The sequence below is a fragment of the Pseudomonas sp. R1-6 genome, from assembly GCF_051132115.1.
Classification (GTDB): Bacteria; Pseudomonadota; Gammaproteobacteria; order Pseudomonadales; family Pseudomonadaceae; genus Aquipseudomonas.
This window is the reverse complement of the sequence record NZ_CP071662.1, coordinates 1,514,282-1,529,265: the sequence shown is the minus strand read 5'-3', so window position 1 is coordinate 1,529,265 and position 14,984 is coordinate 1,514,282. Positions and strand designations below refer to the sequence as shown.

Sequence of the window (14,984 nt, the reverse complement as noted above, 5' to 3'; positions counted from 1 at the left end):
AGAGGTCAGCGTGTAACGAGCGGTTGGCGTACCCCCAACCGACTGATCCACACCGCCGCCAGTATCACCGAACCACCCAACACCAACCGCCCCAGCGCCTCGTGCTGGTTCCAGATCAGCAGGTTCACCAGCAACCCCACCGGCACGTGCAGGTTATTCATCACCGCCAGCGTGCCGCCGTTGACCAGGCACGCGCCTTTGTTCCACCAGTAGAGGCCCAACGCGGTGGAAACCAGGCCGAGGAAGACCAGCACGCCCCACTGCAACGGCGCTTGCGGCCAGAAGTCGGCTTTGCCGAACAGCAGGAACGCCGGCAACGCCACCATCAATGCACCGAGGTAGAAATAACCGAAACGCCGGTAATGCGGCAGATCGCTTGGGTGACGCGCCACCAAGTGCTTGTAAAGCACCTGCCCGGCCGCGTAGGTGAAGTTGGCCAGTTGCAGCAGCAGGAAACCCATGAAGAAGTCCGGGTTGATCCTGTCATAACGAATCACCGCCGCACCGGCCACGGCCACCAGTGCCGCAACCAATGCCCAGGGATTGAAGCGCCGATTGAGGGCGTCTTCGATCAAGGTCACGTGCAGGGGTGTAAGGATGGTGAACAGCAGCACTTCCGGCACCGTCAACACCCGGAAACTCAGGTAGAGGCAGACGTAGGTCACACCAAACTGCAAGGCACCGATCAAGAGCATGCCGCGCATGAACGACGGCTCGACCTGGCGCCAGCGCGTCAGGGGGATGAACACCAGCCCCGCCAGCACGACCCGCACCAGCACCGCGAAATAACTGTCGACATGCCCCGCCAGGTATTCGCCGATCAGGCTGAAGGAAAACGCCTGGATCAGCGTTACAAAAAGTAGATAGCCCATACCGCCCCTCGTTTTGAATGGCGGCGAAGATAGCGGGTTTTGATGGTTGTCGCGAATCTCCGAACACTGAACCCTGTGGGAGCGAGCTTGCTCGCGATAGCGGCAGGCCGGCCAACATCTACATGGCTGATCCACCGCTATCGCGAGCAAGCTCGCTCCCACATGGGCATTCAGCGAATGGAATATCCCAGACAAAAAAAAGCCCGATCTCGCTTAAGCGTTCAATCGGGCGGGTGCACTCAGGAGCTGTGAAAGTGCGAAGGGAGGTTCGATGCGCAAAACGGTTTGAAGGGAAGCGCCGAGTCACTAGAACACCCGGCGATTATCCGAAGATTAACGGCTCAGGCGACCTGGGAAAGCTTGGCGTTGGCCTGGTTCAAACCCTTCTCCTGGAAGTCGCCACCCAGGTTCATGCCCTCGGCGTGAATGAAGGTCACGTCGTGGATACCGATGAAGCCCATGACCTGGCGCAGGTACGGTTCCTGGTGATCTGTGGCGCCGCCGGCGTGGATGCCGCCGCGAGCGGTGAGCACGAAGGCGCGCTTTTCGGTCAGCAGACCTTGAGGACCGGTGGGAGTGTATTTGAAGGTCACACCAGCACGCAGCACATGGTCGAGCCAGGCTTTCAAAGTGCTGGGAATGGCGAAGTTGTACATCGGCGCCGCCATCACCAGGACGTCGGCGGCCAGCAGTTCGTCAGTCAGTTCGTTGGAGCGTACCAGCGAAGCGTTCTCGATGTCGTTGCGTTGCTCGGCAGGCTTCATCCAGCCGCCCAGCAAGTTGGCATCCAGGTGCGGCACCGGATTGATTGCCAGGTCGCGGACGCTGATCTCATCGGCCGGGTGCGCGGCTTTCCACTGGCTGATAAACGTTTGGGTCAGTTGACGGGAAACCGAATCTTGCTGGCGGGCGCTGCTTTCGATGATCAGGACGCGGGACATGGCTTGTAGGCTCCATCTGAGAATGTTGTCAGTCGATGGAGTGAAGGTTAAGCGTGATCATATCGATGAAAAAGCGCAAATAATTGCTGCCAACCATCGATATTTTTGTTTATAAGCGGGGCAAGCTTTGTGATGCTGCCCCGCCGCTGGCTATTTCGGCTTGCAGGTCAGCTCGATGCGCAGCTTGATGATGTTGCGGTTGAACTTGGCGGTGGCGTTCTTGAACTTGCCGGCGGCGACTTCGATGTTGCGGGTGCGCGGCGCCTCCGGGCCGTTGCGGAACACTACTTTGCAGGTTGCATCGGTGCTGCCGTAGTTGTTGACCTGGATCGAGCCGATGTCGGCGTCGGTGTCGTAGGCGTTGTAGTCGATGCTCAGGCCGTTGAGGTGTTTTTCCACATCGATCGGGTAGGCAAATGCAGTCAGCGGCAGCAGGGCCAGCACCGCACAACAGATTTTTTTCATTCGGCAGTCTCCACCAAGGGACCGCCAGCTTAGGACAAGAGGAGCTCAATATGAAAGCGCCCCGCGTGACCCTTGATCAATGGCGAACGTTGCAGGCGGTGGTGGACCACGGTGGTTTCGCCCAGGCCGCCGAAGTGCTGCACCGCTCGCAATCGTCGGTGAGCTACACCGTGGCTCGCATGCAAGACCAGCTCGGCGTGCCGCTGCTGCGCATCGATGGGCGCAAGGCGGTGCTGACCGAGGCCGGCGGCGTGCTGCTGCGCCGCTCGCGGCAACTGGTGAAGCAGGCCAGCCAACTGGAAGACCTGGCCCACCACATGGAGCAAGGCTGGGAAGCGGAAGTGCGTCTGGTGGTGGATGCGGCCTACCCCAACGCCCGCCTCGTCCGCGCCCTCACGGCATTCATGCCACAAAGCCGGGGCTGCCGGGTGCGCCTGCGCGAAGAAGTGTTGTCGGGCGTCGAAGAAGTGCTGCTCGAAGGCGTGGCCGACCTGGCCATCAGCGGCTTCAGCATCCCTGGTTACCTGGGCGCGGAGTTGAGCGACGTCGAATTCGTCGCGGTGGCCCACCCCGAACATGCCCTGCATCGCCTCAACCGCGAACTGAGTTTCCAGGACCTGGAAAGCCAGCTGCAAGTGGTCATCCGTGACTCCGGTCGCCAGCAGCCCAGGGACGTCGGCTGGCTCGGTGCCGAACAACGCTGGACCGTAGGCAGCCTGGCCACCGCCGCGACGTTTGTAGGCAGCGGCCTGGGGTTCGCCTGGCTGCCGCGGCACATGATCGAACGAGAGCTCAAGGAAGGCTTGCTCAAGCGTCTACCCTTGGAGCAAGGAGGCAGCCGCAACTCGACTTTCTATCTGTTCTCCAACAAGGAAAAACCTCTGGGCCCGGCCACGCAAATCCTCATCGAGCTGCTGCGCACCTTTGATACCGCGCCGCTGGATGCGCCGTTCGCCGCACCTGAACAAGCCTGACAAGGAACTCGCCGATGGCCTATTTTGCGCACGAAGGTTGCAACCTGCACTATGAGGAATATGGCCACGGCGCGCCCCTGGTGCTGGTCCACGGGTTGGGCTCCAGCACACGGGATTGGGAAAAGCAGATCCCGGTGCTGTCCGCCCGCTATCGCCTGATCGTGTTGGATGTGCGCGGACACGGTCGGTCCGACAAGCCGCGTGAGCGCTACAGCATCGAAGGGTTCAGCGACGACCTGAGCGCCCTGATCGATTACCTCGGCCTGGGCGCGGTGCATCTGGTGGGCTGGTCCATGGGCGGCATGATCTGCTTCCAACTGGCCGTGGACGAACCCGCGCGGGTCAAGAGCCTGTGCATCGTCAACAGCGCCCCGGAGGTCAAGGTCCGCACGCCCGACGATTGCTGGCAATGGTTCAAGCGCTGGAGCCTGATGCGGCTGCTCAGCCTGGAAACCATCGGCAAGGCCCTCGGTGCCAAGCTGTTCCCCAAACCTGAACAAACCGAGTTGCGCCTGGAAATGGCCCGGCGCTGGGCAATGAATGACAAACGTGCTTATCTGGCCAGCTTCGACGCCATTGTCGGCTGGGGCGTACAGGAACGCCTGTCGCAAGTTGCCTGTCCAACCCTCATCATTTGCGCCGACCACGACTACACCCCGGTGGCGCTGAAAGAAGCCTATTCAAAGCGTTTGCCTGACGCACGACTGGCAGTCATCACCGATTCACGGCACGCTACGCCGCTGGATCAACCCGAACGCTTCAACCAAACCCTGCTCGAATTCTTGATCGCAATCGATTCCACTACTCAGGATCACTGAACCCATGCTGAAAAAAATCGCCCTCGCCGCCGGCTCCGTCCTCTTTGCTGCCAACCTGATGGCCGCGCAACCGGCCAAGGCCCCTCACGTATTGCTGGACACCACCAACGGTCAGATTGAAATCGAACTGGACCCGGTCAAGGCCCCTATCAGTACCAAGAATTTTCTTGAGTACGTTGACAGCGGCTTCTACAACAACACGATTTTCCACCGTGTGATCCCGGGCTTCATGGCCCAGGGCGGCGGTTTCACCCAACAGATGCAACAGAAAGACACCAAGGCGCCGATCAAGAACGAAGCCAGCAATGGGCTGCACAACGTACGCGGCACCTTGTCGATGGCCCGCACATCCAACCCGGATTCGGCCACCAGCCAGTTCTTCATCAACGTGGCCGACAACGCCTTCCTGGATCCGGGTCGCGACGCTGGTTACGCGGTGTTCGCCAAGGTGGTCAAGGGGATGGACGTGGTGGACATCATCGTCAACTCCCAGACCACCACCAAGCAAGGCATGCAAAACGTGCCGGTCGACCCTGTGATCATCAAGTCGGCCAAGCGCATCGACTAAACCCACAGGGCAAGCCTGGGCGGCGTCGGCGATCCCGCGCCGCCCACAGCAAAAAAGGAGAGCCCTGCCCGGGCTAGGTACCCCATGGTTTATCGCCGTTTCGAAAAACTGATCGACATCTTCCGCGACGCCCCGACTTCGGCCCCGCCGAACCGCGTCCTGCCCTTTTACACGTATTACCTGAAACAGGTCTGGCCCAGCTTCGCCGTGCTGCTGGTGGTCGGCCTGATCGGCGCGCTGATCGAAGTGGCGCTGTTCAGCTACCTGAGCCGCATCATCGACCTGACCCAGGCCACGCCCAACGCAGAGTTCTTCAAGCTCCACGGCCTCGAACTGGCCTGGATGGCGGTGGTCGCACTGGTTCTTCGGCCGATTTTCGTCGCCCTGCATGACTTGCTGGTTCACCAGACCCTGAGCCCCAGCATGACCAGCCTGATCCGCTGGCAAAACCACAGCTATGTGCTCAAGCAGAGCCTCAACTTCTTCCAGAACGATTTTGCCGGGCGTATCGCCCAACGCATCATGCAGACCGGCAACTCGCTGCGGGACTCGGCGGTGCAGGCCGTGGATGCGTTGTGGCACGTGCTGATCTACGCCGTCAGCTCGCTGGTGCTGTTCGCCGAAGCCGATTGGCGCCTGATGATCCCGCTGTTGATGTGGATCGCCGCCTACATCGGCGCGCTCTATTACTTCGTCCCCCGGGTCAAGGAACGCTCGGTGGTGTCCTCCGATGCCCGTTCAAAGCTCATGGGGCGGATCGTCGATGGCTACACCAACATCACCACCCTGAAGCTGTTCGCCCACACCAACTTCGAACAGCAATACGCTCGCGAAGCCATCGAAGAGCAGACTCAAAAAGCCCAGCTCGCCGGTCGCGTCGTGACCAGCATGGATGTGGTCATCACCAGCATGAACGGGCTGCTGATCGTCGGCACCACAGCCCTGGCGCTGTGGCTGTGGACCCAGTCGCTGATCAGCGTCGGCGCGATTGCACTGGCCACCGGACTGGTGATCCGCATCGTCAACATGTCCGGCTGGATCATGTGGGTGGTCACCGGCATTTTTGAGAATATCGGCATGGTCCAGGACGGCTTGCAGACCATCTCCCAGCCCGTCAGCGTCACCGACCGAGATCAGGCCAAGCCGTTGGCGGTGGCCCAGGGCGAAGTGCGTTTCGAGCAGGTGGATTTTCACTACGGCAAGAAAAGCGGCGTGATCAGCGACCTCAACCTGGTGATCAAGCCGGGCGAGAAAATCGGCCTGATCGGCCCGTCCGGCGCCGGCAAATCGACCTTGGTCAACCTGCTGCTGCGCCTTTATGACGTGCAGGGCGGGCGCATCCTCATCGACGGCCAGGACATCGCCCACGTCGGCCAGGAAAGCCTGCGCGCACGCATCGGCATGATCACCCAGGACACGTCGCTGCTGCACCGTTCGATTCGCGACAACCTGCTTTACGGCAAGCCCGACGCCACCGACGCGCAACTCTGGGAAGCGGTACACAAGGCCCGGGCCGATGAATTCATTCCGTTGCTCTCAGACGCTGAGGGCCGCACCGGTTTCGATGCCCACGTGGGCGAGCGCGGCGTGAAGCTCTCTGGCGGCCAGCGTCAGCGCATCGCTATTGCCCGGGTGCTGCTCAAGGACGCGCCAATCCTGATCATGGACGAAGCGACCTCCGCGCTGGACTCGGAAGTCGAGGCGGCCATCCAGGAAAGCCTCGAGACGCTGATGCAAGGCAAAACCGTTATCGCCATCGCCCACCGCCTCTCCACCATCGCCCGGATGGACCGGCTGGTGGTGCTGGAGAAGGGTCGCATCGCCGAGACCGGCAGCCATGCCGAGTTGCTGGCCCAGGGTGGGTTGTACGCGCGGCTGTGGCAGCATCAGACGGGTGGGTTCGTGGGGATCGACTGAACCCTGGTTAGGTACAAACCCCCGTGGCGAGGGAGCTTGCTCCCGCTGGGTTGCGTAGCAGCCCCAAACTGTATCTGACACTGCGATGTGTCAGATACACCGCAGGGGCCTGCTGCGCAGTCCAGCGGGAGCAAGCTCCCTCGCCACGGGGGCTCAGAGAACTTCAGCACTGCCGATAAGGCAGTGCCGTTTTCGCTTCTTCGGCATACGCCATCACGCCCTCATGCTCGCGCGCAAGAAAATCCGCCACCGCCGCTTTCAAGCCCGGATGGCGAAGGTAGTGCCATGAACGGGTGATCACCGGTTCGAAGCCGCGAATCAACTTGTGCTCACCCTGGGCCCCGGCGTCAAAACGCTGCACGCCGTTGGCAATCGCGTAGTCCATGCCTTGGTAGAAACACGTCTCGAAATGCAGCCGATCGAACTCTGCCAGGCAGCCCCAATAACGCCCATAAAAACTGTCGCCCGCCAACAGGCTGAACGCCATCGCCACCGGCCGTGAACCTTGCTTGGCCAGTACCACGCGAATGGCCTCGGGCATGCGCTCGGCCAGCAGGCTGAAAAAAGCACGGGTCAGATAAGGCGCCTGACGACGCACCGCGTAAGTGTTGGCGTAACAGGCGTAGACAAAATCCCACTGCGCCTCGTCCAATTGATGTCCTTCCAGCCATTCGAAATCAATGCCCTGCCCCGCCACCTGCTCGCGCTCCTTGCGCATCTGCTTGCGCTTGCGGGAACTGAGCGCGTCGAGGAAATCCTGGAAATCCCGATAGCCGCGATTCTGCCAGTGGTACTGGCAACCGATTCGCTGCAACCAGCCCTCCTGCCTGGCCAATGCCTCGTCGGTGAAGGCGTCGGTGAAGTTGATGTGGGCGCTGGATAGCCCTTCGATCTCCAGATAGCCCGGCAGGCTGCCCAGCAGTTCCAAGCCATCCTCAACACGCGCCGTCAGCAGTCGCGGCCCGCTCACCGGACTGAATGGCACCGCCGTCAGTAGCTTGGGGTAATAGTCGATGCCGGCCCGGGCACAAGCGTCGGCCCAGCCATGATCGAACACGTACTCACCGTAGGAATGCCACTTGCGATAGCTGGGCAAGGCCGCCAGCAGCCGCCCCTCTTCAAGGTGCAGCAGATGCTCGGGCTGCCACCCGGAATGCGAACCCAGGCTGGCGCTGTCTTCCAGGGCGGTGAGAAAAGCGTGGCGCAAGAAGGGTTGATTGACGGGCACCAGCGCGTCCCACTCATGTGGCGCGATGGCGGACAGGCTGTCCAAGACGTGAAGCGGCATGCGGTTCCCCGATATCCAGACGACGGATTGGGCGAGTATCGCCGATCCAGAATAAAAAAACCCCGCCGGAGGCGGGGTTCAAAGGAGCTGTAACGGATGAAAGTGCAGCGGTGTATCAGGTCAAAAGGGCTTAGAACACGTACTGGGCACGGACTACGAAACCGTCGCCATCATCATCGCCATTGGCGTTGGTGACTTTATCGGTCTTGGCCTTGACGTAGGCACCGGTGATTTTCACCGCTTCGTTGGCGTACCAGTTCACACCCAGGTTGTGCACCTTGGCTTCGGCATCGCCCACTTCGCGGGTCGCCGAGGCGGTGGTGATGTTGTCGTCTTCGACGGTCATGCTGTCGAAGCGGTAGAACACTTCCCAAGCGCCGATGGATTTGTTCTGAGGCTTGATGGCGTCGAATTTGCCGAGTTTATAGCCACGGGATTCACCGGTGAGGGTGTAGGCACCCTGGACGTAGAAGCCGTGACCTTTGAGGTCTTCGAAGGCGTCGCTGTCAGCCTTGGTCTTGCGGCTGATGTATTCACCCTGGATAGACGCTGGGCCCATGGCGAAAGCGGCTTCCAGACCGAAGGCGGTGTCGGTGTCGTAGGAACCGGCCGGCGAGTTGTTGGCGCCGCCCAGGACCGGACGGTTGCCGTTAGGGCCGGCGTCATTGCCGCCCAGGGTTTCAACGCCACGCATGCCCAGACGGGAGCGATAACGAGCGTCGAATGCGGTGTCCGAAACGTCACGCGAGGCCACGTTCAAACCGAAGTGCAGCACGTTGCCAGCTTCGTGCATCGGGGCGAACACGAAACGACCATTGGCTTGCTTGATGCTGTTGCCGTCGGTGTCGTCGGTGTCTTTGCTGAACACACCGGCCGAGACGTAGAACGAATCAGCGAAGACGCCGGATGCTTGCAGGCCCAGGCCGTTCTGGTGGCCGTTGGCCCAGTCGATCAGGTCGTAGGCGGCATTACGCTCAGGTGCGGTGACCCATTTGGAGCTGGTGGCTTTTTCAAGGCCGAAATCCGGGTCGAAACGGCCGACCTTGATCGAAACCGGCTTGAAGCCGTTGTAGGCCAAGGAAGCTTCGTCGAAGTAGCCGTTATCGGAATCGCCGCTGTTGTGGGAGAAATCGTAGTTGATGGTGTAGGCCCAGTCCGTGTACAGCACACCGGACAACTCCAGGAAGCCACGGCGGATGTAAGCGGCATCGGCCTTGTCACCGTTGTCGGTGTAGATGCCATCGAACTGGCTGTAGTCAGCCTGCAAACGACCGCCGAGCTTGAAGCTGAACTCTTTGTCAGTGGTAGCGACCTCCAGGCCGCCCTTGGTCTTGACCACGATATCGGCGCCGTCAGTGGTCACGGTGCCGGCGAAAGCCTGGGCGGTTACTGCCATTGCCAGAGCGCTGGCGGCAAAACCTGCGAAGTGCTTACGGATCATCGAAGAATTCCCCTAGTTGGTAGTCTATGCGTTAGAAAACACGCGGAACTGGGCCCGCTGGTGTTGGGAGGGGATCTTGGCGATGGGGTGTGTCAGGCAAGTTGCTATCACATAAAGATTTTATGACAGCGGAACTTTTTACTTCGAAAGGGAATAACAAAAAAGCAGTTTCGAGAGAGGAGCCTCGCGCTGCAAGCTAGAACGCAGAAGAGCAAACCAAGCTGCTCCTGCGGCGAGGGAGCTTGCTCCCGCTCGGCTGCATAGCAGCCTCCAACTCTATCTGGCACTGCGATGTATCAGACAGGACGCTGGGGGCTGCTGCGCAGCCCAGCGGGAGCAAGCTCCCTCGCCACAGGTTAATCGAGCAGGTCAGTTCAACGCTTGCGCAGGATCACGCTGCCGATCGAATAGCCGGCGCCAAACGAGCTGAGCACCGCGACGGAGCCGCTGGGCAGGTCGTCCTGGTAGAGGTGGAACGAAATCACCGAGCCGGCCGAGCTGGTGTTGGCGTAGCGGTCGAGGATCACCGGGGCTTCCTCTTCGCTGGCTTCGCGTCCCAGCAACTTGCGCACGATCAGCTGGTTCATGCTCAAGTTGGCCTGATGCAGCCAGAATCGCTTCACTTCGCCGACGTTCAGCTGGTTTTCCTCCAAATGGGCGCCGATCAGTTCAGCCACCATCGGGCAGACGTCGCGGAACACCTTGCGTCCTTCCTGAACGAACAGTTTGTCCCGGGTGCCGATGCCCTCCTCCGCCGCGCGGTTGAGGAAGCCGAAGTTGTTGCGGATGTTGTTGGAAAACTTGGTGAGCAGCTTGGTGCTGACCACATCGAACTGATACGGCGACGTGGCCTGGTCCGCGCGCTCGATGATCACGGCGGTGGCCGCGTCGCCGAAGATGAAGTGGCTGTCGCGGTCACGGAAATTCAGGTGGCCTGTGCAGACTTCCGGGTTGACCATGAGGATCGCCCGGGCCTGGCCCAGTTGAACGCTGTTGGCGGCGGCCTGGATGCCGAACGTCGCCGAAGAACAGGCCACGTTCATGTCGAAACCGAAACCTTCAATGCCCAGGGCTTCCTGTACTTCGATGGCGATGGCCGGGTATGGACGCTGCAAGTTCGAACAGGCCACGATTACGCCGTCGATGTCGGCGGCGGTGCGACCGGCGCGTTCCAGGGCCTGCTTCGCGGCGCCGACGGCCATTTCGCAAAGCACCGACCATTGTTCATTGGAGCGCTCGGGCAGGCGTGGAGTCATGCGTTGTGGATCAAGAATGCCGTCCTTGTCCATGACAAAGCGGCTCTTGATGCCCGACGCCTTCTCGATGAACGCGGCGTTGGATTCGGTCAATGCTTGCACTTCGCCGCGCTCGATGGCCTCGGCGTTATCGGCGTTGAACTGCGCGACGTAAGTATTGAAGGATTGCACCAGCTCTTCGTTGGAGATGCTGTTGGCCGGGGTGTACAGGCCGGTGCCGCTGATGACGACGTTATGCATGGTCGTGTCTCTATTCTGTTCAGGCAGAAAGTATTGGCACCGACGTACCAACACGCAAAGGGACTTTTCCCATCCCGGGGAAGCAGCCCTGGCATCGCTTTATTCCGATCCGCCCGTGACCTTGAAGCGCAAAACCACGGGACCGGTATTTATAGGCGCGAAGTTTGCCATAAACGCTGGCTTTTGGCCCATGTTCCCTTTTACCAGACAAGAGTCCACAGGGAATAGGTGGTGGTCTGATCAACCCTCCACCAACCCCCACTGCTTACCCAGGCGCTTGTCGGAAATCGGCACCTTGGTCCCCAACTGCTGGGCGAACAGCGACACGCGGTATTCCTCCAGCCACCACCGGTAGAGCTCCAGTTGCGGGTCGCGCTTGCCTTCCTGGGCGTGTTTGCTGGCGCGGGCCTGGTATTGAGCCCAGAGATTGGAGAGCTCGCCGCTCCAGACCCGGTCCTTCTGGACTCGGCTGCCCAGCTTCTCGAAACGTTGCTCGATAGCCTTGAGATAGCGCGGCAGTTCCTTGAGCCATTGATGCGGGGTTTCCCGCACGAAGCCTGGGTACACCAGGTGGCCGAGCTGTTGCTTGATGTCGTTCAGCGCCACGGCCTGGGCCAGGTCGATCTTGCCCTTGAAGCGTTTTTGCAGGCCGTGCCAGAGCTTGAGGATGTCCAGGGTCAGCTTCGCCAGGCGTTCGGCGTGCTCGGTCCAGCCGCCGCGCTTGCGTTCGGCCAGGGCCGCCAGCGCGGCACCGTCACGGGGCAGGCTCGGCTCGCCTTCGAGGATGCAGCTGTCGAGGCTCGCCAGCAGGATGTCTTCCACCAGAGCGTCGACGCGCCCCAATTCACGATAGAGCAGGCCCAACTCCGTCAATCCCGGCAGCTTGCCACGGAGGAATTTCGCCGTTTCGGCCAATTGCTGCATGAGCAAACGCTGCAAGGCACGACGGTGCTGGAACTCGGCTTCGGCCGGGGTCGGGAAGCGCCCTTCCTTGACCACGCCGCCCTCTTCCACCAACGCCGGGTACACCGTCATCGACAACCCGGCGATCTTCTGCTGGGTTTTCTCGGCCACCGGTGCGAAGACTTTCGCCTCCACCGGTTCTTGGCTCTTGGCTGTTTGCGGCACGGCCAAGGCGGCCTGGCTGGCCTCGGCAAAACGCGCCGTCAGCTCGGCCAGGTCGCGGCCTTCACCGAGGAACTTGCCCTGGCCATCGACGATTTCCAGGTTCATGCGCAAATGGCTTTCTACCTGCTGCGCCGCTTCCGCCCAGGCGTCATCGCTGACCCGCGCACCGGTCATGCGCAGCAATTCGCGCCCCAGGGATTGCGGCAACGAACCTTCGGCAAACGTGATGCGTTGCAACGCGGCCTTGACGAAGTCCGGCACCGGCACGAAGTTCTTGCGCAAGGCCTTGGGCAGGTTGCGCACCAGCGCGATGCACTTGGCTTCGATCATCCCCGGCACCAGCCATTCCAGGCGCTCGGGTGGCAGCATCGGCAGCAGCGGCGCCGGTACACGCAACGTGACGCCGTCGCGGGGATGGTTGGGCTCGAAGTGATAGCTTAACGGCAACGTCAAGTCGCCGACGCGCAAGGTGTCGGGGTACTGGTTGGCCGTCACCTCGCTGGCCTCCCGGGCCAGCACGTCTTCTTCGCGCATGATCAACAGCTGCGGATCTTTCTGGCTGTTGATCCGATACCAGCTGTCAAACGTCGCGGTCTGATGAATTTCGGCAGGCAGGCGCGCGTCGTAGAAGGCGAACAGCGTTTCCTCGTCCGCGAGGATGTCGCGGCGACGGGCCTTGGCTTCGAGCTCGTCGAGTTGTTCAAGCAACCGCGTATTGGCGCTCAGGCACTTGGCCTTGGACTGGATCTCGCCACGCACCAGCGCCTCGCGGATGAACAATTCACGGGACACCACCGGGTCCACCGGCCCGTAGTGAACGGGCCGACGACCAACGACGATCAGCCCGAACAAGGTGATCTGCTCATAAGCCACCACTTGCCCGCGCTTTTTCTCCCAATGGGGCTCGAAGTGGTTTTTCTTGATCAGGTGCCCCGCCAGTGGTTCGATCCAGTCCGGCTCGATCTTCGCCACCATGCGCGCGTATAACTTGGTGGTTTCCACCAGTTCGGCGGTCATCAGCCACTGCGGACGCTTCTTGCCCAGGCCTGATGATGGATGGACCCAGAAACGCCGCTGGCGAGCGCCGAGGTAATCGCCGTCTTCGGTTTTCTGGCCGATCTGGCTCAACAGCCCCGAGAGCACCGCCTTGTGCAGTTTCGGATAATCGGCCGGCTCTTTGTTGAGGCTCAACTGCATGTCGCGGCAGATCAGGCTCAACTGGCGGTGGGAATCACGCCATTCGCGCAGGCGCAGATAATTCAGGAAGTTCTTGCGGCACCAGTTGCGCAGCGGGTTGGCTGTCAGGGCCTGGCGCTGCTCTTCGAAACCGCGCCACAGATTGACCAGCCCGGCGAAGTCCGAATCCGCGTCCTTCCATTGGGCGTGAGCCTGGTCGGCGGCCTGTTGGCGCTCGGGCGGACGCTCGCGCGGATCCTGGATCGACATGGCGCTGGCGACAATCAGCACTTCCTGCAGGCTGCCCAGCTTCGCCGCTTCCAACAGCATGCGGCCCATGCGCGGATCCACCGGCAAACGCGCCAATTGTCGACCCAACGGCGTCAACTGGCTGTTTCGATCCACCGCCGACAGTTCTTGCAGCAGGTTGAATCCGTCGCTGATGGCCTTGCCGTCCGGCGGCTCGATGAACGGGAAATCGGTGATCTCGCCGAGACGCAGGTGCAGCATCTGCAGGATCACCGCCGCCAGGTTGGTGCGCAGGATTTCCGGATCGGTGAATTCAGGGCGATTGATGAAATCCTCTTCGCTGTACAACCGCACGCAGATCCCCGGCTCGACCCGCCCGCAACGGCCTTTGCGCTGGTTGGCGCTGGCCTGGGATATGGCTTCGATGGGCAGGCGCTGGACCTTCGCGCGATAGCTGTAGCGGCTGATGCGCGCGGTGCCGCTGTCGATTACGTAGCGGATACCCGGCACGGTCAATGAGGTTTCGGCGACGTTGGTGGCCAGCACCACGCGACGGCCCGGGTGGGACTGGAAGATCCGTTGTTGTTCGGCCGGCGACAAGCGCGCGTACAGCGGCAGGATCTCGGTGTGCTTGAGTTGGGCCTTGCGCAGCATTTCCGCGGCGTCGCGAATCTCCCGCTCGCCCGGCAGGAACACCAGCACGTCGCCGGGGCTGCGCCGTTCGCTGCGCTCGTAAGCAGCGATTTCGTCGAGGGTGGCGAGAATCGCCTGGTCGACGGTCAAGTCATCCTCGACCCGGTTACCCTCCTCGTCTTGCTCAAGGGTCAGCGGGCGATACCAGGTTTCCACCGGGAAGGTGCGGCCCGAGACTTCAACGATGGGGGCGTCATCGAAGTGCTTGGAGAAACGCTCCAGGTCGATGGTCGCCGACGTAATGATGACTTTCAGATCGGGGCGACGCGGCAACAGGGTCTTGAGGTAGCCCAGCAGGAAGTCGATATTCAGGCTGCGCTCGTGGGCTTCGTCGACGATGATCGTGTCGTAGCGTTCGAGGTAGCGGTCGTTCTGGGTTTCCGCCAGCAGGATGCCATCGGTCATCAACTTGATGAGCGTGTTGGCGTCGCTCTGGTCCTCGAAACGCACCTGATAACCCACCAGCGCCCCCAGGGGGGTCGCCAGCTCTTCGGCGACACGGCTCGCCACGCTGCGGGCGGCGATGCGGCGTGGCTGGGTGTGACCGATCAAACCCTGCTGGCCACGGCCGATCTCCAGGCAGATCTTCGGCAACTGGGTGGTTTTGCCCGAGCCGGTTTCGCCGGCGATGATCAGCACCTGATGCTTTAGCAGCGCCTCCTTGATCTCGTCGCGCTTGGCGGCGATCGGCAAGTTGTCGTCGTAGCGAATCGACGGCACGCTCGCCTTGCGCGCCAGCACCAGGTCGCACGACGCTTGCATCCGCGCTACCCACTGGGCCAGCTTGGCCTCGTCGGGCTTCTTGCGCAGCTCGAGCAACTGCCGCCGCAACCGGTGCCGGTCGGCGAGCATGGCGTGATCGAGGTTTTTCAGCAGTTTGTCGATAGCGGGGGTTTGGTCAGTCATCAGGTACGCAGGGTTCGTCGGTTTGAGCGAGGGGGCGATTGTCGCAGATTTG

11 protein-coding genes are annotated in these 14,984 nt (G+C 61.3%); 4 read left to right on the top strand and 7 right to left on the bottom strand.

Features of this window, described 5'->3' with window-relative positions:
* Nucleotides 1-5: 5 nt before the first annotated feature.
* The 3 genes from J3P81_RS07220 to J3P81_RS07210 form a co-directional block, all read right to left on the bottom strand.
* Entirely contained in the window at nucleotides 6-872 is an 867-nt protein-coding gene (locus J3P81_RS07220; RefSeq protein ID WP_420766658.1) for a carboxylate/amino acid/amine transporter, read from the bottom strand.
* A gap of 341 nt (nucleotides 873-1,213) precedes the next feature.
* Nucleotides 1,214-1,813 (bottom strand): FMN-dependent NADH-azoreductase, encoded by a 600-nt coding sequence (locus J3P81_RS07215; protein WP_434562899.1) that lies wholly within the window; start codon nucleotides 1,811-1,813, stop codon nucleotides 1,214-1,216.
* A gap of 150 nt (nucleotides 1,814-1,963) precedes the next feature.
* Nucleotides 1,964-2,278 (bottom strand): 3-phosphoglycerate kinase, encoded by a 315-nt coding sequence (locus J3P81_RS07210; protein WP_420766660.1) that lies wholly within the window; start codon nucleotides 2,276-2,278, stop codon nucleotides 1,964-1,966.
* A gap of 50 nt (nucleotides 2,279-2,328) precedes the next feature.
* On the opposite strand from J3P81_RS07210, the gene J3P81_RS07205 reads away from it, so the two are divergent.
* The 4 genes from J3P81_RS07205 (at nucleotide 2,329) to J3P81_RS07190 (ending at nucleotide 6,555) form a co-directional block, all read left to right on the top strand.
* Nucleotides 2,329-3,252 carry a LysR family transcriptional regulator gene (locus J3P81_RS07205; RefSeq protein ID WP_256233402.1) on the top strand — a complete coding sequence of 308 codons (924 nt, stop codon included), beginning with the start codon at nucleotides 2,329-2,331 and terminating at the stop codon, nucleotides 3,250-3,252.
* Nucleotides 3,253-3,266: 14 nt separating this feature from the next.
* A complete protein-coding gene (locus J3P81_RS07200) occupies nucleotides 3,267-4,070 on the top strand; it encodes an alpha/beta fold hydrolase (RefSeq protein WP_434562897.1) in 804 nt (267 codons plus the stop codon).
* Nucleotides 4,071-4,074: 4 nt separating this feature from the next.
* On the top strand, nucleotides 4,075-4,638 hold the full coding sequence (locus J3P81_RS07195; protein WP_434562895.1) for a peptidylprolyl isomerase: 564 nt from the start codon (nucleotides 4,075-4,077) through the stop codon (nucleotides 4,636-4,638).
* A gap of 84 nt (nucleotides 4,639-4,722) precedes the next feature.
* On the top strand, nucleotides 4,723-6,555 hold the full coding sequence (locus J3P81_RS07190; protein WP_434562893.1) for an ABC transporter ATP-binding protein: 1,833 nt from the start codon (nucleotides 4,723-4,725) through the stop codon (nucleotides 6,553-6,555).
* A 163-nt stretch (nucleotides 6,556-6,718) separates the two neighbouring features.
* Here the strand turns inward: J3P81_RS07190 and J3P81_RS07185 are convergent, their stop codons facing one another.
* The 4 genes from J3P81_RS07185 to hrpA form a co-directional block, all read right to left on the bottom strand.
* Complete coding sequence (locus J3P81_RS07185; protein WP_434562891.1) at nucleotides 6,719-7,843, bottom strand: GNAT family N-acetyltransferase; 1,125 nt, start codon at nucleotides 7,841-7,843, stop codon at nucleotides 6,719-6,721.
* A 130-nt stretch (nucleotides 7,844-7,973) separates the two neighbouring features.
* A complete protein-coding gene (locus J3P81_RS07180) occupies nucleotides 7,974-9,284 on the bottom strand; it encodes an OprO/OprP family phosphate-selective porin (RefSeq protein ID WP_434562888.1) in 1,311 nt (436 codons plus the stop codon).
* Between the two features lie 374 nt (nucleotides 9,285-9,658).
* Nucleotides 9,659-10,780, bottom strand: coding sequence for a beta-ketoacyl-ACP synthase III (locus tag J3P81_RS07175; RefSeq protein ID WP_434562886.1), 1,122 nt, complete (start codon nucleotides 10,778-10,780; stop codon nucleotides 9,659-9,661).
* 240 nt (nucleotides 10,781-11,020) lie between these two features.
* Entirely contained in the window at nucleotides 11,021-14,932 is a 3,912-nt protein-coding gene (gene hrpA, locus J3P81_RS07170) for an ATP-dependent RNA helicase HrpA (protein WP_434562884.1), read from the bottom strand.
* Between the last annotated feature and the right edge of the window lie 52 nt (nucleotides 14,933-14,984).